The 17354-nt window shown below is 65.8% G+C and carries 18 protein-coding genes and 3 pseudogenes; 11 read left to right on the top strand and 10 right to left on the bottom strand.

Annotated features, from left to right (window positions below; all coding sequences use genetic code 11):
• Positions 1–9 precede the first annotated feature (9 nt).
• Positions 10–345, top strand: a complete 336-nt coding sequence (locus J2853_RS14085; protein ID WP_307558002.1) for a hypothetical protein — start codon at positions 10–12, stop codon at positions 343–345.
• A gap of 341 nt (positions 346–686) precedes the next feature.
• On the opposite strand, the gene J2853_RS14080 is transcribed toward J2853_RS14085, so the two are convergent.
• Positions 687–1358 carry a recombinase family protein gene (locus J2853_RS14080; protein ID WP_307558000.1) on the bottom strand — a complete coding sequence of 224 codons (672 nt, stop codon included), beginning with the start codon at positions 1356–1358 and terminating at the stop codon, positions 687–689.
• 263 nt (positions 1359–1621) lie between these two features.
• Positions 1622–1993, bottom strand: a complete 372-nt coding sequence (locus J2853_RS14075) for a winged helix-turn-helix transcriptional regulator (protein WP_307557998.1) — start codon at positions 1991–1993, stop codon at positions 1622–1624.
• 76 nt (positions 1994–2069) lie between these two features.
• On the opposite strand from J2853_RS14075, the gene J2853_RS14070 reads away from it, so the two are divergent.
• The 3 genes and pseudogenes from J2853_RS14070 to J2853_RS14060 form a co-directional block, all read left to right on the top strand.
• Positions 2070–2480 carry a RidA family protein gene (locus tag J2853_RS14070; RefSeq protein ID WP_031172423.1) on the top strand — a complete coding sequence of 137 codons (411 nt, stop codon included), beginning with the start codon at positions 2070–2072 and terminating at the stop codon, positions 2478–2480.
• Between the two features lie 152 nt (positions 2481–2632).
• Positions 2633–2869 carry a hypothetical protein gene (locus tag J2853_RS14065; protein ID WP_307557996.1) on the top strand — a complete coding sequence of 79 codons (237 nt, stop codon included), beginning with the start codon at positions 2633–2635 and terminating at the stop codon, positions 2867–2869.
• Between the two features lie 49 nt (positions 2870–2918).
• Positions 2919–3323 (top strand): annotated as a pseudogene (locus J2853_RS14060) (transposase); the annotation flags it as partial.
• 148 nt (positions 3324–3471) lie between these two features.
• On the opposite strand, the gene J2853_RS14055 reads toward J2853_RS14060, so the two are convergent.
• Complete coding sequence (locus J2853_RS14055; protein WP_307569051.1) at positions 3472–4542, bottom strand: hypothetical protein; 1071 nt, start codon at positions 4540–4542, stop codon at positions 3472–3474.
• On the opposite strand from J2853_RS14055, the pseudogene J2853_RS14050 reads away from it, so the two are divergent.
• Both J2853_RS14050 and J2853_RS14045 read left to right on the top strand, forming a co-directional pair.
• Positions 4493–4792 (top strand): annotated as a pseudogene (locus tag J2853_RS14050) (IS30 family transposase); the annotation flags it as partial. The gene J2853_RS14055 and the pseudogene J2853_RS14050 sit on opposite strands and share 50 nt — an antisense overlap.
• Positions 4793–5069: 277 nt before the next feature.
• Positions 5070–5654, top strand: coding sequence for a DinB family protein (locus J2853_RS14045; RefSeq protein ID WP_307557994.1), 585 nt, complete (start codon positions 5070–5072; stop codon positions 5652–5654).
• Here J2853_RS14045 and J2853_RS14040 read toward each other — a convergent pair.
• Positions 5644–6414, bottom strand: a complete 771-nt coding sequence (locus J2853_RS14040) for a Tn3 family transposase (RefSeq protein WP_370879257.1) — start codon at positions 6412–6414, stop codon at positions 5644–5646. The genes J2853_RS14045 and J2853_RS14040 overlap by 11 nt on opposite strands.
• Before the next feature lie 195 nt (positions 6415–6609).
• Here J2853_RS14040 and J2853_RS14035 point away from each other — a divergent pair, with 195 nt between their 5' ends.
• Entirely contained in the window at positions 6610–7020 is a 411-nt protein-coding gene (locus J2853_RS14035) for a DUF6924 domain-containing protein (RefSeq protein ID WP_307557991.1), read from the top strand.
• Between the two features lie 111 nt (positions 7021–7131).
• On the opposite strand, the gene J2853_RS14030 is transcribed toward J2853_RS14035, so the two are convergent.
• The gene (locus J2853_RS14030; protein ID WP_307557990.1) at positions 7132–7875 is read right to left on the bottom strand and encodes a DUF6461 domain-containing protein; all 744 of its coding nucleotides are present in this window, start codon (positions 7873–7875) and stop codon (positions 7132–7134) included.
• Positions 7876–8026: 151 nt separating this feature from the next.
• Here J2853_RS14030 and J2853_RS14025 point away from each other — a divergent pair, with 151 nt between their 5' ends.
• Positions 8027–8296, top strand: coding sequence for a hypothetical protein (locus J2853_RS14025; RefSeq protein ID WP_307557988.1), 270 nt, complete (start codon positions 8027–8029; stop codon positions 8294–8296).
• 32 nt (positions 8297–8328) lie between these two features.
• Here J2853_RS14025 and J2853_RS14020 read toward each other — a convergent pair whose 3' ends face one another.
• The 4 genes from J2853_RS14020 to J2853_RS14010 all read right to left on the bottom strand — a co-directional run bounded on the left by J2853_RS14020 (position 8329) and on the right by J2853_RS14010 (position 12811).
• Positions 8329–10317, bottom strand: coding sequence for a M64 family metallopeptidase (locus J2853_RS14020; RefSeq protein WP_307568681.1), 1989 nt, complete (start codon positions 10315–10317; stop codon positions 8329–8331).
• A gap of 205 nt (positions 10318–10522) precedes the next feature.
• Positions 10523–10723: a hypothetical protein gene (locus J2853_RS14015; protein ID WP_307557985.1), complete on the bottom strand. Its 201-nt coding sequence runs from the start codon at positions 10721–10723 to the stop codon at positions 10523–10525.
• Positions 10720–10923 (bottom strand): hypothetical protein, encoded by a 204-nt coding sequence (locus J2853_RS48200; RefSeq protein WP_503167745.1) that lies wholly within the window; start codon positions 10921–10923, stop codon positions 10720–10722. Before J2853_RS48200 ends, J2853_RS14015 begins: the two co-directional genes overlap by 4 nt.
• Positions 10924–11011: 88 nt before the next feature.
• Positions 11012–12811 (bottom strand): tachylectin-related carbohydrate-binding protein, encoded by a 1800-nt coding sequence (locus J2853_RS14010; RefSeq protein WP_307557984.1) that lies wholly within the window; start codon positions 12809–12811, stop codon positions 11012–11014.
• A gap of 208 nt (positions 12812–13019) precedes the next feature.
• Between J2853_RS14010 and J2853_RS14005 the strand changes: the two genes are divergently transcribed.
• The 3 genes and pseudogenes from J2853_RS14005 to J2853_RS14000 all read left to right on the top strand — a co-directional run bounded on the left by J2853_RS14005 (position 13020) and on the right by J2853_RS14000 (position 17029).
• Entirely contained in the window at positions 13020–14702 is a 1683-nt protein-coding gene (locus J2853_RS14005; protein WP_307553887.1) for an ISAzo13 family transposase, read from the top strand.
• Positions 14703–15396: 694 nt separating this feature from the next.
• Positions 15397–15678 (top strand): annotated as a pseudogene (locus tag J2853_RS47890) (transposase domain-containing protein); the annotation flags it as partial.
• A 343-nt stretch (positions 15679–16021) separates the two neighbouring features.
• Positions 16022–17029, top strand: a complete 1008-nt coding sequence (locus J2853_RS14000) for a transposase (protein ID WP_370879256.1) — start codon at positions 16022–16024, stop codon at positions 17027–17029.
• Here J2853_RS14000 and J2853_RS13995 read toward each other — a convergent pair.
• On the bottom strand, positions 16956–17336 hold the full coding sequence (locus J2853_RS13995) for a beta-galactosidase (RefSeq protein WP_307557982.1): 381 nt from the start codon (positions 17334–17336) through the stop codon (positions 16956–16958). The two genes, J2853_RS14000 and J2853_RS13995, sit on opposite strands and share 74 nt — an antisense overlap.
• Between the last annotated feature and the right edge of the window lie 18 nt (positions 17337–17354).

Genomic DNA, 17354 nt, shown 5'->3' with positions numbered 1-17354 from the left:
GGAAGGTCCATGGTTGATCAAGTTGAGGGCAGCTACTCCTCGAAAGATGTTCCAGGCGGGGAAGCGAAGCATGCGGCACGCACATTAGTTTGGGCACTGTTGTTTTCGCTAAGTGTGTTGATTTCTCTCGTGGGCTTCCTTATTGATGTATATGATTACAGTTGGAACACCGGGGAGTCTTTAGGTGTAGATTCTGACGCTCTTCTTGTGGCACGATTGATTTTCTATACTGCTATCAGCATTAATATGCTGTCTATGGTTATAGCCCGTACTACATCAATGCGAATTGCATCTCTTGTGCTTGGGGTTGCGGTAATTGCGCGGCTGGTTTCGTTGCCCGGCTGATCTCTACCCGCACGGAACATAAGGTAGAATGGACTCGCGATGACAAATCCTTTGGGGTGTTGATCCAATATGTTATTTCCGAAATGGGTCAATTGTAAAAAATAAGGGCAAATGCTCGTGCTTAGTGTTCTAGTAACATTTTGAGATAGGGTTGGGATTTGCGCTGGTCGTGGTATCGCTGAGTAGTGATCTGGTGGCGGTGTTGCCATCCAGAAAGCGCTGGGCCGCCTCCTCGGCGCCACTTGAAGCCGAACGCCGCATGGAGACTCGGGCCGTCGCCAAGTCGACCCTCCACGGCGTGCCGTTAACACCGCTGCTTTACAGTCACCTGCGGTAGTGAGCTATGAACCAGTGGAAGCTGGATCTCTGGGGTCGGGATTGGTGTTGCCTGTGCGGAGTTCGCGCAGATCGGGGATGTGGTTGTACAGCGTGCCCGCGCTGACCCCGAGCAGCTTGGCGATCGAGGTGACCGAGTGCTCGGGGTTGGGCAGCAGATCCCGGGCCGCGCGCAGGATGTCGGGGGTGATGACGGTGGGTCGGCCGCCGACGCGGCCGCGGGCCCGGGCGGCGGCCAGTCCCTCGCGGGTGCCGGAGATGATGAGCTCGCGGATGAACTCGGCCAGCGCGGCGAAGACGTGGAAGACCAACCGGCCGCCCGGGGTGGTGGTATCCAGGTTCTCGTGCAGTGAGGTGAAGCCGATCTCGCGGCGGCGCAGCTCGGCCACCGTGGTGATCAGCTCCTGCAGGGAACGCGACAGCCGGTCCAGCGATGGCACGACGAGGGTGTCGCCGGGCTGCATGAACTCCAGCGCCGCGGCGAGTTCGGCCCGCTCGGCGCCGGCACCGGACTTCTTCTCGGCGAACACCCGCCGGCACCCGGCCGCCTTGAGCGCGTCGAGTTGCCGTTCCAGGTTCTGGCCACCGGTGGAGACCCGGGCGTAGCCGATCTTGATGCCGGTCGGGTCGGCGGGTTCGGCGGCGAGCAGTTCGGCGGGATGCGGGGGTGCGGTCACCCCGGAATTCTCAGAAAACGGTGCCAGGAGGTTGTTGGCGACCCCTGGTTTTTGAAGGGGTTTTTGGGACCTGTGGAAGCCCTCTACCATGATCGTCAATAAACGATCGTTTATTCGAGGCCGCCGACGACCGCCAGCTCACCAAAACCATCAACCACTACGGCCGCGTCGACCTAGCGCTCCGCAGTCGTCTGGGATGTCGGTCTTCTCTGACCCGAGTGGAGGGTCTGTAGGGCTGGCCGGTGCCGGCCAGGGTAGAAGGCTCAGAGGCCTGTATCTTCCCGCGTATCGAAAGCGCCGCGCGCGCGTTCGATGGCGGGCATGTGCTCCGAGGCCCACGCCAGCAAGACGTCAATGGGCTGCCGCAGGGTCTTGCCGAGCGGCGTGATCCGGTACCTGACCGCCACCGGACGCGTGCAGACGACCTCGCGTTCGATCACCCCGTTGCGCTCAAGTCGGCGAAGAGTCGCGGTCAGCGACTTCTGCGTGACTGCGGGAATGGCCCGGCGCAGCTCGTTGAAGCGGCAGGGGTGTTCGCAGAGCTCGTTGAGTACACCGAGGGACCACTTGTCGAGCACCTGATCGAGGAGTTCGCGGTGCGGGGCGTCGATGCGAAGTTCGCCGTCGGTATCCATGGTGAAACCTAGTCTCGTTGAAGTGTCCTTCTTGTACTAGATATCTTACGGATACCTACTTTGAGGAGAAACGGCCATGACTGTCCAGCACTTCACGCCGGAAGGCATGATGCAGCCCACCCCCTACCACCACGTGGCCGTCGGCAAGGGCACGACTCAGGTACATGTCAGCGGGCAGGTCGCCCGCCAGGCCGACGGAACCCCGGTGGCCCCCGGCGATCTTGCCGGGCAGGTCGCCCAGGCACTGCGGAACACCGCCCTCGGCCTGGCGGGCGCGGGCGCCTCGTTCGCGGACGTGCTGCGCCTGACGTTCTACGTGACTCAGTGGAGCCCGGAGAAGATCGGCGACTTCATGGCTGGAGTAGAGGCTGTCGCCGAAGAGATCAGCCTCCAGCTTCCCATGCCGCCGGCCAGCCTCATCGGTGTCGACTACCTCTTCGAGCCGGATGTGCTCGTCGAGGTCGAGGCAACCGCACTGCTCGACTGATTCGGCACACATGGCGGGCCCTGCTCACTGCCGGACCGCGTGAGGTGGGCCGGGCGATGGGTGGTGGAACAGGCCTACGGCATCCCGGACCTGCACCGCCGCCTGGTGCGCGGCTATGAACACGATCCAGCCAACTTCGAATCGCGGATGTAATGGGCGATGACCGACGTGATGACCCGCCGGCTGACGGGCACCTCCACCCCCACCTGGCGCGTCACCTGAACGCCCACACCTTCGACCCCGGCACCTGGCTGCTGGACCGGATCGACGCCCGCGAGCAGGTGCTGACCAGCCAGATCGAGCAGACCCAAGCCCAGATCGAGGAATTGACCGGCCGCCTGCGGGACCTCGATCAGGACCTCGATCACGCCTTCCCGATGATCACGTGAGATCTCAAGCATGACCGACGCGCCAACGTCGGTCGGGAAGGCACACCCGTTGCTCACCGTAGTCCCTGACTCCAACGGCGGCGATCGTCGTCCTGCGGACAGCTCCTCCTCCTCGTTGATCGATGAGATCGTCCGGGAGGGCGCCCGCCGGATGCCGGCCGAAGCGCTGAAGGCCGAAGTCGACGCCTACCTCGCCCAGTTCGCCGACGAACGTGACGAACACGGCCGCCGCCCGGTCGTCCGTAACGGCTCCCATCAGCCACGGGAGATCCTCACCGCGGTCGGCGCGATCGACGTGACCGCACCCCGTGTCAACGACAAGCGCATCGGCCCCGACACCGGCGAGCGGCAACGGTTCTCCTCCGCCATCTTGCCGCCGTGGGCGCGCAAAACTCCCCAGATCACCGAGGTGTTGCCGCTGCTCTACCGGTACGGCCTGTCAGTGCCCGCCTTTCTCTGCGGTTGCGTTTTAGGGGATGGAGGGTTTCTGTCATATGTGGCATTCTCTTCATCGTCCTTGAACGCCTTGCTGTTGGGGTCGGGATTGGAAGGGGTCTTAACACGCAAGAGGATTTTGAGAAACGGGGTTCAGCAGCTGCCAGTCAACTCGGTGCATCACCGTCGTTGCTGGTGATGCCCCGCAGCCAAGCCAAGACCTCCAACGATCGTTCCAGATCACGCTGATGTACCTCCGGGCGCGTTTCCGCTAGTCGGCGATAGGTCTCGGTGGCTTCGGTGCTGGCGGCCAGGCCCTCCTCTCGCCGCCCCAGCTCACCCAGTCGGTTCGACAGGTTGTTCAGGCTGGTGGCGAGGGCGGAGGAGCCGGTGTGGGTTCGGTGGTAGGTCACCAGACGCTGGGTGAGGCGGGCGGCCCATTCGGCCAGGGCGTAGCTGATGGGGGGAAGTCCATCGGCCCACCGCTGCAGATCGGCGGGATCGATGGCCGGGGCCTGGAGCAGGCGCAGCAGCCGATCCCCTACTCCCTGCACGGTGACCGACGTGAAGCCGGCCACCTCCGTGCGGACGCCGGTGGTGGCCGGTGGGGCCAGGGCGGTGTCCAGCAGGTCGGCCAGCGCGCTCATACGCACGGTCAGCGCGTTGTCCAACCCAACGCGCCGCAGCAGCCGCTCCGGCAACCCCGCGGCCAAAGCCGCCCAGGAGTGCCCCGGCGCGACCGGCGCGGTGGTGACGTCCAGGACGACGGCGAACGCGCGGGCCGCATCCCGGTAGGCCCCCGCCCGACCAGAGGGGTCGGATTCCAAGGCCGGCAGGACATTGACGGGGGTGCCGTCCAGCAATGCCTCGGCTGTCGCGGACATCGCGTTCAGGTTGTCCCACCAGGATCCGGCGGTACGGGCCAAAAGCAGGATCTTGATCGGGGTGGCGCTGTGATGCTGGGCGCAGGCCTTCAGCAGTGCCTGCAGTTGGCCGGTTCGGGATTCGGCGTAGTCAACGATGATCAGCTTTACCTCTTCCAACGCTTGGGGGGAGGTGCGGGGGTTCAGCCATACCGTCGCCCAGCCCGCCTCGGTCAACTGGCCGGCCAGGCGGGTCTTGCCCTGGCCGCCGACGCCGTGGATCAGGTGCGCGCCGAACCCCGGTAGCGCTGCCCAGGCGTGCAGTTCGTTGACGTGGGATCGCGGCCGGGAGATGGCCGAGCATCGCGCCTTCACCGGCGCGACCACGATGCCGGTCTCCTTCTGCAAACCACGCAGCCCCTGGCAGCGAGGAACCAACAAAAACACCAACCGGCTCCTGTGCCAGTACCTGCCCAAGGGCGCGGATCTACGCACCTTCAGCCAAGACGACCTGGACGCCATCGCTGCCGAGCTCAACAATCGCCCCCGCAAGATCCATGGCTACGGCACTCCGGAAGAGATCTACGCTGAGATCCTGAACAGCGGTGATGCATTGATCCTTTGAGCACGTCATCGTTTGACGACAGACGGGCAGGGTTCGATCCTCGGTCGCAGGGTTGACCCTGGTGAGGGTGTCCAGCCTGCCCGTTTCCGCCGCCCCGTTCGGCCTTACGCCCTCGCGGCCGCCAGAGGCCGGCGACGGCGCCCGCTCTTCGCCCCGAGGCAGTGCCGTCCGTGAGTGTGAAAAACGGCGGCCATGGCCAGGCCTCGGCTCTGCCAGTCGTTGCGGACCACGTACGGGATCTTGAGATCACGAGCAGCCCATGGCAGGCTCATGCCGCATGATCGATGAATTCGCGAAAGACAACCTGCACGAGAGACTGCGGCGGGACCGCAAGGCGCTGCTCTGGAAACTCGACGGCTTGTCCGAATACGACGCCCGCCGACCTTTGACAGCGACCGGGACCAACCTCCTCGGCCTGGTCAAACACGTGGCCACCGTCGAGGCCAGGTACTTCGGCGAGGTCTTCGACCGCCCTTCCCCGGAACCGCTGCCCCGGTGGCAGGACTCCAACGGCAGCGATCTGTGGGCGACCGCGGACGAGACCCGCGATCAGATCATCGGGTTCTACCGGCGCACGTGGGAACACTCGGACGCGACGATCAACGAGCTTCCCCTCGACGCCCCCGGCCACGTGCCGTGGTGGCCGGAGCCTTATCCCAACACGAACCTGTTCGCCGTCATGGTCCATGTCCTCGGCGAGTCCAACCGGCATGCCGGGCACGCCGATATCCTGCGCGAGGGCCTCGACGGCCGGACCGGGGTGCGCCCCGAACACGAGAAGCAGATCGACGAGGAAGCCCGTGCAGCCTACTGCGCGAAGATCGAGCAGGCCGCCAGGTCGGCCGCACCAATCAAGGCTTAGTTGGACATATCAGGCAGCCTGACATCAGCCCCCTACCGGCGCTTGCGATTTCCGAGCACCTCGGCCACCTGATATGCCCGCGTCGCCCGATGTGGGCGTTCAGTCCACGCCTTTGTCGTCCTCGTCCAGCTCGGGCGCGTCCGGGTCGCGCAGCGGGCGCAGGGAGCCGGCAGCCGGGGTCGTTGTCGGTCGCCACCATCTCCGGCCTGACCCCGCCGTCCAGGTTCAGCAGCGCGTCCAGGATGTGCAGGGAGTCGCGCGGGGTGCCGGGGACGACCATCTGCCCGATGTCCGCGACCTGGTCGTTTACTGCGTTGAGCCAGGTGATGCCCCGCTTGAACCCGAAGTACTTCGGCGACGGCGCCGCGCTGACGGTCCGGACGGGGACGACGAACCGCAGTCCGTCGACCGAGGCGAGCAGGCCCTCACCCCAGAACTTCACGATGGGCACCTTGGCCTGGGCGGCGATCAGCCGCGCGTTCGTCGCGGCGATCGTGTCGGCCCGCAGGTAGTACTGGTCGACGTGCACGAGCCGGGCCCGGGTCAGCGACTCATGGGCGGGGTTCACCACCGGGACCAGGCCGATGTTGCACGCCTCGGACACCAGCAGCGCGACTACCGAGGTGGACAGGTCCTTCATCCGGGTGGTGCCATCCCCGAGGTGCACGAAGGCGTCCGGGAAGCCGGTCCAGGCGTTCACCTCGAAGTCGAACTTGCCGTACGACACCGCTTGTTCGTCGGTCAGGAACTCCACTGGCATGAGCGTGAAGCTATCGGCGCCCGACCCTGATAAGGGATCTTCCGCCGAACCCCGCCGCCGGGCCTGTCACCTGTGCTAGACGCCATGATCACCGGCTTAGCGTTAACCGCTGTACCGATGTTCCAAACGCCACTACAGACACTACGGTCGTCGGTGAGCTTGCGGAGCCACTGGCATTGCCTCGAAGATCGTCAGATGGACATGTTGCCCAAAGTCGACGCCCTGCTCGTGGTGCGTACCGACTTCTCTGACCAGGAACGATGGCAGGCCGTACGAAACACGCTCGGCGACATCGACAAGGACGGCTGGGCAAAGGAGTTCGAGGTCGTCGAGGACCCCGCCTATCAAGGCCTCACCGCGCAGCAGATCCTCGCCCTGCTCCCGGACGGATACCAGGACCCGATCCTCGTCATCGCCGACAAGGTCACCGTCGATTCGCAGGAGATGCCGTTCCTGGTCATCGAGCTGGAAGTCACATGGGAGATGCGCGTCATCCCCTCCGAGATCCCCGGGATTCACGCCAACCTCTCCATCGGCAACATGGACTTCGGCGAGTTCGCCGAGAGCGCCGACGCGGACGGCGTCTTCCGCGGGTTCCACGACTGAACCGCCACGCCTCCGGCGAGCACGGAACGTCACCAGTAGGGCCCAGGGGAACGACAACTCGCGACAGTTGAATACGCGAGCCCACCAGTCAGTACCGCAGGCCCATGGGGGTTAAGCAGCGCCATGATCAGACTCAGGGCCGCCTGCCGCTTTCAGTTGCTCGAGTAAAGCGCCGAGGCTCTTCCCGGGCTGAGGCTCTTGTGACGGTGGCAGGTCGGCGATCGCGCCCACCAGGAACGGTCCGTCCAGCAGATCGGCGGTGAACGTCACGCCGGTGAGGCGGGCCGCCATCGCGAACATCCGCGCGAGGCCATGCCCGGACAGGTCGTCGTAGCGTTGATCCCCGTCCTCATCTGAGCCCTCCTCGAGAGGCAGACCGAACTCGCGCATGAGGCCGGCGAGCCGGTCGGTGTCGGCACCGGAGCGACGCTCGGGAAAAGTCGGGTCGAAAGCCGTGAGCACCATGCCGTCCGCGGCGTAATGAAAGTAGTCGCAGGCATAGTCATGCCGCAGGACGGACACCACGTCGGTATCGGCCGACAGACGCTCCAGCGTCGGGTTGCCCGTCCCCGACCAGCCACACGGCTCCACCGCCGCGCACCCGTCGCCGGTTGCGACCACTCCGACATAACCACCTCCCTCACCACCCTCGGTCACCATCGTGAAGTCGGAGACTGCCAGCTCCAACTCGGCGAAGCTCATCTGCGTGCTTGTACGGGCGCCGAACCGGCGCAGCACCTCGGCCGGGTCGAGCCCACGCACCAAGGTCACGCAGTAGATCTCGCCGAGCAGGTCGCCCCGATCGCCGTACGGCGGTTGCAGCCACCGGAACGGCGTCAGCGCATCGATTGTCATGTCGCGATCTTGGCAGGCCCCACCGACATAGTCAGGCCCACTTCGCCCTTCCGCGCGCACCTGCTGCCCGAGAGCCCGGCTTGTTGCCGCCGGCATCACGGAAAGTCACTACCACGGCCCTCGGCATCGAGAACTCGCGATAGTCGAATAAGTGACTCCACCAGTACCGAGGCCGATCACCAACCTGGCCGCCGGATGCATCAGCGCCGCCGGCTCGGTCATCTGCACCTACGGCGGGGTGCGCTTGCCGGTAGGCGCCGATCAGGGTGGCGGCGGCGCCGAGCCAGTTCGCGTCGCCGGTCACGGGGTACGGCTACCGCGCGGCAAGGAACTCTTCCAGCGTCAGCGGCTCGTCTGCCTCCGCGACCTCATCCAGTCCGGCCCGCCCGGCCGATCGGCCGGGCGGGCCGGTTCTTCATGAAGCCCGAGCTGCGGGCTTCACAGGAGTGCGCGTCAGTCGACGACGATGGCGCCCGGGGGCAGGGGCACTGCGCCGTTGGTGTCGTTGACCGTCACCGTGAACTTCTTCGGCTCGCTGATGTTGCCCGCGGCGTCGATGGCCCGGTACTGGATCTCGTGCTTGCCGTAGCCGGGCTTGAAGTCCGGGTAGGACTGCTCGAACGGCGCCTTGGTGAGACCGCCGGTGCCGAGGTTGCCGTAGGCGATCTCCTTGATGACCGTCCCGGACGGGGTGAAGCGGTACGGCGTGCCCTCGGACGCGTCCGGCCAGCCGTGGTAGTTGAACCAGCCGTCACCGTCGAGCTGGAACTCGATGACGACGTAGCCCTCCTGGTTGTCGGTGGCGTTGAGGCCCATCTCGAACCACTCGTCGAACTTGTAGCTCGGCGTGCGGCCGCGCTCGCCGTTGGCCGAGACCGGCTGGGACAGCGCGTGCGTCACCTCGGGCGCGACGTTGTCGACGGTCCAGGTGAGCGTGTCGGTCGGGCCGCGGTGCCTTGCCGGGTCGGACACCGTCGCCGTCAGCTGGTACGTGCCCGGCTTCAGGCGCAGGTCGGCGAGGTTGAGGTTGCGGCTGTTCTCCCGGTTGTGCAGCGTCTTGCCGTTGAGCTTCCAGGTGACGTCCAGGACGCGGTCGCGCGGGTGGGTCGTCTCGACGTACACGACGTCCTTGCCGCCGACGGGGTGGGTGGTCGCCGTCGACGAGGTGAACTCGACCGGGCTCGCCTCGGGCGGCGTGGAAGCGCCCTTGGCGGCGGGCTCGGCGATCGTCCACTGCCGGGTCTGGGTGAGCGTGCCGCCGTCGGCCACGGCCGGGTCGCGTACGTCCTTGGTGTCGTCGGACACCGTGACGGTGACGGTGTCGCCGGGCCGTACGCGGTGCTTCTCGAGGTCGAGGTTCCGGCTGTTGTCGGTCTTCTTGACGGTCCTGCCGTTGACCGCCCAGGTGACGGTGAGCTCGTGGTAGAGCGGGTGCATCGTCTCGACCCAGAGCACGTCCTTGGGGGAGACCGGCTGGTCGGTGGGTGTGGAGTGCAGGGACATCTGCGCCACGTCGCGCCGGCCGGAGATCTTCTCGATCATCCGCTCGCGGCCGACCTGGTCGAAGTGGTAGCCGATCCATCGCATGATCGAGTGCTCGCTCGGCCGCCACACGTTGGACGAGCGGGTCATGCCGCTCTCATAGCGGTCGATGATGCCGCCGGACAGGCTCTTCTCACCCAGCCAGCGGTACCACTTGGCCTGCTGGTCCAGCATCTCCTGCGTGGTCAGCCGGGTGTGGTGGATCGACGTCGGCTCGGTGTCCGGGTGCACGCCGCCGGGGACGTTGCGGGCGCTGTACGGGTACTCGTCCTGGAGCTGGCCCAGCGAGTGGCCCAGCTCGTGCGGGCTGACCAGAGGGCCCTGCGGCGCCTGGCCGGTCGTCGTGGCGTTGCGGCCGCCGATGCCGCCGTACGTGCTGGTGTTGGCGATCGTCAGGGTCTGCCGGTTCTGGGCCGTCACACCCGGGATCATCGACACGTACTGCTCCAGCGCCTGCTGTCCGCCGGTGCCGAACGTGACGCCGCGGGCGTTCACGCCGGCCGGGCAGGTGGACGCGTACTGGAGCTTCAGCGGCGTGTCGCGGCGGACGTTGCCGTCGTCGGGGTCGCAGCTGATGCCGGACGCCCCCGACACGATCTCGATCATGTACACGTTGAAGTAGTCACGGTAGCTGCGGAACGGCTCGATGCTCCACTGCACGTTGAGGTGCTTGTCAACGTCGTCGCGGAACTGCTGCATCTCCTCGGCCGTGTAGCCGTCGCCTAAGATGATCAGGTTCAGCCGTTCCTCCGGCGGGCCGGTCACCTGCAGCGGCACCACCGTCGCCGACCCGACGTCCGCCGACGCGGCGATCGCCGGGACCGCCGGGACCGCTCCCATCAGCAGCGTGCCCAACAAACCGACCGCACCCACGGCGGCGGCTATCCTCCGCTTGGCCATGGTCACCTCACCCTCATTTGCAGGAGGCGGCCAGCCGCGCGGAGTGCGAGCCTCGGCCCCCCACCTGGGACGGTAGCCACGACAGATCGGTACAGCATCGGGCAAATGACGAATATTCGGACGGCCTTTTCCGTCGTCTGAAGAAACGGGAAGCGTAGGCGCGAGGCCGCGGCTCCCGATGTGCCCGGGTTCGACGGTGCCGTCGTCAGCGCGGCGGCCGGCGAAGAGGCGGGCGCCGGACATGGCGTTGCCGACTCAGGAGGAAGCGGACTTCGGGCGCCTGGTCGTAGAAGTTCCAGGCGGTGTTCTGCCGGCCGGAGGATTGGCCGTTGAGGCGGGTCTTGAGGAACCGGGTGGTGAAGCGGGCGGCGGCCGCGGTGAGCTCTCCCCGCCGGCGGGCGGTCATGCGCTGGAGTCCTTGCAGGAGTCGTCCCGGCGGTTGCCGAGGACGGCGGCCCATTCGATGGCGTGGACCAGCGGGGAGGCTTGGCCGAAGGCTCCAGTGGCCGGCAGGAAGACGGCGAGGACAAAGCCGCTGATCCACCAGCCGGAGCAGTAGACGCAGGAGATCAGGGTGATGAGGGCGGTGCGGACGCTGGAGCCGATCGCTACGGCCGGCTGTTCGCCGCTGTCAGGACAGCCGGAAGCCGGCTGGATGCGGTGACGCCGAGCTCGCGCAGCATCGGATGTGCCTTTAGTTGGGGCCGTGGTACGGCGGATCCATCAGCCGGAAGACGGACTTGAAACCGGGCACACCGCGCTTGATCTCGACCGGTCCCTCCCAGATGTGCGGATCGTGGCCCCCGGCTCCGCCGGGAGGAAACAGCGGTGCCGGGCGCTCACCCCGGTAGCAGTACCAGAGAATCCGGCCATCCCTGGTGAAGGCGTAAAACACCCCGTCGGGTCCGGCCACGACCTCCTGGAAGCTGTTCCAGCCGGTGCCGATCGCGATATGCGGTCCCCAGTCATGTGTGCCGGTGGCATATCCCCTGTGGTGGTAGCGGGTGAGAATTCCGTCGGTGCCAATGGCGAAGATGACGCCCTGCCCCCCGGAGAAGACCTTCGCGAACGAATGCCACCCCGAACCAACCACGACCGGACCAGACCAGGTGGTGTCATTACCGCCGTTCGCGGCCCCGTTGTGCTTGTACCAGACCAGCGTGCCGTCGGGCAGGATGCCGTAGACGACATATTCGCCCCCTGAGAAGATCGCCTTGAAGCCGTGCCAGCCGCTGCCGACCTGACGCAGCGCTCGCCAGGTCAGTGAGCCAGTGAAGCAGCCATCGTGGCCATACCAGACCAGCGTGCCGTCGGGCTGGGCGCCGTAGATTGCGGCCCCGCCGCCGGAGAAGACCGTGGTGAAGCCGTGCCAGCCGTTGCCCACCTGCTTCGGGCCCTGCCAGGTGGTCGAACCACCGGGTTGGCTTGACGACTCGTTGCGGTACCAGTGTAGGTCGCCGTTTTGCGCGATGACGTAGAGGATGGCCGACGGGTAGACCTTGGTGTCGGGAAACCGGCCGATGAGCTGCTCGCGTACCGAGCCCGTCCTGGCCACCCGGTCAAGCGTCACCGCCATCTCGTTGAGGATGTCCACTCCTGCGTCGGTTTCCATCTGAAGTTCGGTGTGCGGGGTGCCCAGCGAGGCAGGGTTGATGGTGCACAACACGTTGTCACCGGGGGTGATGATCTCGAAGTTGTCCGCCGACATCCTGCGGTCCGTCATCCAGTCCCGCACCTCGAAGTAGAAACGACAGGTCCGGTCCACCGGCTGCCGATTGAGCGAGATCACCCAGGCCCTGATCCGCCACTTGATGTGCTCGGTGATCGAGGCGGGGACCGAGGCATTCCCGTCCGCGTACTTGTCGAACTCATCGTGTACCGAGACGGCCTGGAGGTGACGGCTGATCCTGGGCGCGTCGCCGTCCAGTCGGTGCCGCTGCTTCGCGTCGACGACCACTTGTCGGGCGGCGAGCCAGGTCAGCAGCCCGAGCAGGTAGACCGGCAGGGTCGGGACGTTCTTGAACCGCAGCCTCTCGAGGTCTATATGCCCGTCCTTCTCGACCACGTCCGTCCAGCGCCAGAGGTCGAAGTCGTGTCGGAGGAACGCGTCGATGACGACACCGAGCTCATTGGCCACGTCCACGGCCGTGTCCACGTCACTTGGCGAGTCAGCGAAACGGAGCCTGAGGCGTTCGATGTCATCGAGTTGGGCATCGACGCGTGCCTGGACGTTCCGGTTGGCCTCCTGACCCTGTTCTAGAGCCAGTTCGTCGATCCGCTCGTCCAGCCTGGCCAGGTCTGCTTTGAGCGTGTCGATCTCCTGTTTGAGGCGCGCCACGGCGTCGTCAGTGGAGCCGCCGGCCAGGAAGCCGATGACACCGGACACGAAGCTGATCAATCCGACGACAGTCGGGGCGCCGCCCAAGGCAAGGCCCCCCAGGGAGATCAACATCTTGACGCCGCCCTCGGCGAACTTCTGCTCGTCATCTGCCATGGTGGAATCCTCTTCGGTCGTCGATGGGCGGTGGGCACGCGCACCATCGCGGTCGGCAGCGAGATGGAACTCCGAATCAGCATGTTCCCGATCGGCGGGGCCGCATTTCGAAAACCGATTCGGTTATGACCTTGACATCGCCTTTGAACACTAAGGGCTCGCAGAGAAATAAGCCGTAGCTTGCCGGGTTTGCGTTCGTTGAGATGGTATGGGCGTGACGCAGGAAACGGTGGAGACGCTGAGGCTGAAGTTCGGGACGATTTTTCCTCATCTGGATGAACGGCAGCGGCGGCTGCTGATGGGGGCCGAAGCTCGTGCCTTGGGGCATGGCGGGATCCGGGCGGTGGCCCGAGCTGCGGATGTCCGTGAGGCGACGGTGTCGTTAGGAGTCGATGAGCTGGACTCAGGTACCGAGCCGCTGGGGCGGGCGCGCCGCCGGGGTGGGGGCCGCAAACGCCTGGTCGATCTGGACCCCGGGCTGCGGCCAGCGCTGCTGGCCCTGGTTGAACCGGACGAACGGGGCGATCCGATGTCGCCGTTGCGGTGGACCACCAAGTCCACCCGCACCCTGGCCACCGAACTGACGCAGCAAGGACATCGGGTCAGCGCCGATGTCATCGCCGACCTCCTGCGAGAGGAAGGATTCAGCCTGCAGGCCAACGCCAAGACCATCGAAGGCAAGCAGCATCCGGACCGCGATGGCCAGTTCCGCTACATCAACGAGCAGGTCACGAGCTATCAGCACACGGGCGATCCGGTGATCAGCGTGGACACCAAGAAGAAGGAACTCGTCGGGGAGTTCAAGAACGCGGGCCGAACCTGGCGGCCGGTGGGCGAACCGACGGCCACCCGCACCCACGACTTCCTCGACCAGAGCCTGGGCAAAGCGGTGCCGTACGGCATCTACGACCTCACGGCGAATGCCGGCTGGGTGAACGTCGGCACCGACCACGACACCGCCGCCTTCGCCGTGGAGTCCATCCGCCGCTGGTGGAAAGCAACCGGCAGCAACGACTACCCGCTGGCCACACGCCTGCTGATCACCGCCGACGCGGGAGGATCCAACGGGTATCGCACCCGAGCCTGGAAGTCTGAGCTGGCCGCACTGGCGGTGGAGACCGGGCTGGAGATCACCGTGTGCCATTTTCCGCCCGGCACCTCCAAGTGGAACAAGGTCGAGCATCGGCTGTTCTCGCACATCACCATGAACTGGCGGGGCCGACCGCTGAGCAGCCACGAGGTCATCATGCAGACCATCGCCTCCACCACCACCCGCACCGGGCTTCGCGTGCACGCCGACCTCGATATCAGCATCTACCCGACCGGCATCACCATCAGCGACAGGCAGATGGACGCTCTACCGTTGCAGCGTCACGACTGGCACGGCGATTGGAACTACACGCTGCGTCCGCAGGCTTACGCCCAGGTCAACGATGTCCCGGACCCGTTCGACCAGCCGAGCCCCGACCTGGCCTGGCTCTGTCACCCTGCCCTGACCGGACTGACCGGCCCGGGCTGGGACACCCTGATCGCCACCCTGCTGACGCTGCATGACCAGCAGCGCGAAGCACACCTGGACAAGCGACGCGGGCACCGTCCGCGCATGGCCGCTCCCGGCACCGGACGCCGTCCCATCCTCACCCTCGCCGACCGGCTGCTGAGCGCCCTTGTCCACTACCGGTTCGGCTTACCCCAGGTCGCCATCGCCGAGTTGTTCACCGTCCGGCCCGAAACCCTCAACCGGCGCATGCGTGAGACCCGGCAACTCCTCCAGCAGGCCGGGTACACCATCCAGCCCAGTCCTCATCGCCTGCCAACGCTGGAGGCTCTCTACGATCTGGCCGCGGTGGAAGGCATCATTCCGCTACCGAAGATCAAAGCTGCGTGTTAATAATCTGCGAGCCCTAAAGTGAATCCGTTCGCGCAACAAGGTCTGGCCGCTGATGCCGCAATGAGCACTATGCCAACATGTAAGACAAGCGTCGCCATATGCGTACAGATAGGCTTGTTGGAACTCCAGCCGGGTCAAAGGAGTGGGCCCGACCAGTTCGGGATCGTCGGAGTACTGCGCCCGCGTCTTTTTCGACAGCGACGCCCATGACGGACACCGCGCCGGCGATCGCACCATCATCGGCACGCCTTTATGGGTGCGACATTTCCTTCCCTCAAGCGTCTACTTCTTAGCTAAGTGACAACGCAGACGCCAGGACCCGCGGGTGGGGATGAGATGGCGACCCAGAAGCCGAGAGGTGCCGCACCGTGATTCATCCGCACGCAGCCCGTACCAGCGCCGAGTTCGCCGCCGCTTGGTGGGCGAATTATTTCTGCGCTCCTGGTGTCGACGCCGGCAACCTGGATGAGGTCGACCCGCCAGCCGCAGTACTCGAGTCCCACCATTGTGGCGATGCCAGGATCAGCGGTAGATGTGGAGTTATCCCAAGGCCGGGTATTTAAGGCGCTCGTGGCGCTGTCAAGCACGTGAGTTCCCGGGACGTGGGAACGGAGATCCAGTAGACAGGTGATCTTCCACAACCAGCCGTCGAAGAACTGGATCTCCGTTGATCACTGAGTCTGCCAGGACTGCTGTGTCCAGCGCTATCAAGACGAGTAACTCGCCCTGGCCAGCAGCCGAAGGGGTGTTCGCGCCCGGGCATTTGGGCGAGCTGACCGCGCTCGTGCCGTTCGAGCTCGTCGATGCGGTCCTTCACGAGACACGCAAAGTGCAGCGCCGGCTGCGCGCTCTGCCCTCGCGGGTCGGGGTCTACTTCCTGCTGGCCATGTGCCTGTTCCCCGAGATCGGCTACCAGCTGGTCTGGCAGAAACTGACGGCCTCGCTGACCGCGCCGCCAGCCGTGATGCCCACCGCCAAAGCCCTGCGTGACCTGCGCCGCCGGGTCGGCAGCGCACCGATGCGCCGCCTGTTTGAGGTGCTAAGCGGGCCGCTGGCACAACCCTCAACTCCCGGGGTGCGATTCGGGCCCTACCGCACGGTCTCCTTCGACGGCTGCAGCTCACTCAAGGCCCCCGACACCGCCCGCAACCGGGCCTGGCTCGGCAGCCCAAGCCGCGGCGGCTACCCCCAACTGGAGCTGATGGCCCTCGTCGAGACCGGAACCCGGGCCCTCATCGGCGCGGTCTTCGGCCCCACCAGCGAAGGCGAGAGGAGGCTATGCCCGGCGCCTGCTGCACCTGCTGACGCCGGACATGCTCGTGTTATGGGACAAAGGCTTCGACAGCAATGCCTTTCTCACCCAGGTCAGTGCCACCGGCGCACAAGCCCTGGGCCGGCTGCGCAGCAACCGGCGCACCCCCGTCCTGACTGTGCTCGCCGACGGCTCCTACCTGTCGACGATCGGCACCCTCCAGATCCGCATCGTCGAAGCCCGCATAACCGTGACCTGCGCGGACGGCACCACCTTCACCGGCTCCTACCGCCTGGTCACCACCTTGACCGACGCGGCCCGTTATCCGGCTGCGGCCCTGGTCAGGCTCTACCACCAGCGGTGGGAACACGAGTCGGCCTACTACGCGCTGCGTCACACCATCATGCAGGGACGAGTACTGCGCTCGGGCGACCCGGCTGGGTGTGAGCAGGAGATGTGGTCGGTGCTGACGCTTTATCAGCTCCTTCGCACGGTGATGGTCGACGCCGCCGAGTCCCGGCCCGGCACCGATCCGGACCGCTGCGGTTTTTCCATCGCCCTGCACACGGCCCGCGATCTGGTCGTCCAGGCCGCCGGCATCACCGCCTGCGGCATCACTCTGGTCGGGGCTATCGGGCGCCGTGTTCTGGCCAACTTGCTTCCGCCCCGCCGCCTGCGGGTGAGCACCCGCAAGGTCACGTCACCGATCTCCCGCTACAACGATCGGCTCGACGACGGCCGACCCGACCGCAGCCGCCCCGTCACCGCTCTGTCCATCGCCATCCTTGCGGCTCCGCCCTCGCAGGCCCCCCTGCCCGCGGTATCGCGAGATGATCGGCTGGCCGCACTGACCGACCGCCGCAGCAAGCGGGTCCTGGCCCTCCTCCAGCAAGATCCCAGCCGCTCCTGGCGGCCCCGCGATATCGCCTACCACCTGGGCGACATCACCCTGGGCACCATGTACCGGCAGCTCTCACGATGGGCCGAAAGCGGCCTCATTCTCAAGATCGGTTCCGGCCTTTACACCGCCACGACGCACTCGCAGACTCCCTTGCCAAGGCCGCGAAAACGCTAACTACCCGGCCTTGGGAGTTATCCCGGTTTGGTGGACACATGATCTCTGGGGGAACCCCGGTTCCCGGAAGAAGGAGTTCACTGTGCGGTGTTGAGCGCGGTGACGGTCCCGTACCGGGTTTCGAGCCGGCGGCGGAGTCGTCGGAGTAGTCGTACGGCACGTGGCAGCCGAGTTCGTTGTCGATGTGCCACAGGGCGAGGGCGAGGTGGTCGCGGTAGCGCTCGGCGATACGCCGGGTCATCGTCAGGGCGTAGCGGCGAAGGATCGGCGAGGAGACCGAGTAGGCCCAGCGGGCTCGCTCGCTCATCCGCTCCAGCTCGCCAGT

The sequence above is a fragment of the Streptosporangium lutulentum genome (assembly GCF_030811455.1).
Taxonomy (GTDB): domain Bacteria; phylum Actinomycetota; class Actinomycetes; order Streptosporangiales; family Streptosporangiaceae; genus Streptosporangium; species Streptosporangium lutulentum.
This window is presented reverse-complemented; position numbering and strand designations above follow the sequence as displayed.

What these genes read in the sequence shown, in the direction of transcription:
- J2853_RS14085 (WP_307558002.1), top strand. Translation starts at nt 10, where the DNA reads ATGGTTGATCAAGTTGAGGGCAGCTACTCCTCGAAAGATGTTCCAGGC.
- J2853_RS14075 (WP_307557998.1), bottom strand. Translation starts at nt 1,993, where the DNA reads ATGGATACCGACGGCGAACTTCGCATCGACGCCCCGCACCGCGAACTC.
- J2853_RS14070 (WP_031172423.1), top strand. Translation starts at nt 2,070, where the DNA reads ATGACTGTCCAGCACTTCACGCCGGAAGGCATGATGCAGCCCACCCCC.
- J2853_RS14065 (WP_307557996.1), top strand. Translation starts at nt 2,633, where the DNA reads ATGGGCGATGACCGACGTGATGACCCGCCGGCTGACGGGCACCTCCAC.
- J2853_RS14045 (WP_307557994.1), top strand. Translation starts at nt 5,070, where the DNA reads ATGATCGATGAATTCGCGAAAGACAACCTGCACGAGAGACTGCGGCGG.
- J2853_RS14040 (WP_370879257.1), bottom strand. Translation starts at nt 6,414, where the DNA reads ATGCCAGTGGAGTTCCTGACCGACGAACAAGCGGTGTCGTACGGCAAG.
- J2853_RS14035 (WP_307557991.1), top strand. Translation starts at nt 6,610, where the DNA reads ATGGACATGTTGCCCAAAGTCGACGCCCTGCTCGTGGTGCGTACCGAC.
- J2853_RS14030 (WP_307557990.1), bottom strand. Translation starts at nt 7,875, where the DNA reads ATGACAATCGATGCGCTGACGCCGTTCCGGTGGCTGCAACCGCCGTAC.
- J2853_RS14020 (WP_307568681.1), bottom strand. Translation starts at nt 10,317, where the DNA reads ATGGCCAAGCGGAGGATAGCCGCCGCCGTGGGTGCGGTCGGTTTGTTG.
- J2853_RS14015 (WP_307557985.1), bottom strand. Translation starts at nt 10,723, where the DNA reads ATGACCGCCCGCCGGCGGGGAGAGCTCACCGCGGCCGCCGCCCGCTTC.
- J2853_RS14010 (WP_307557984.1), bottom strand. Translation starts at nt 12,811, where the DNA reads ATGGCAGATGACGAGCAGAAGTTCGCCGAGGGCGGCGTCAAGATGTTG.
- J2853_RS14005 (WP_307553887.1), top strand. Translation starts at nt 13,020, where the DNA reads ATGGGCGTGACGCAGGAAACGGTGGAGACGCTGAGGCTGAAGTTCGGG.
- J2853_RS13995 (WP_307557982.1), bottom strand. Translation starts at nt 17,336, where the DNA reads ATGAGCGAGCGAGCCCGCTGGGCCTACTCGGTCTCCTCGCCGATCCTT.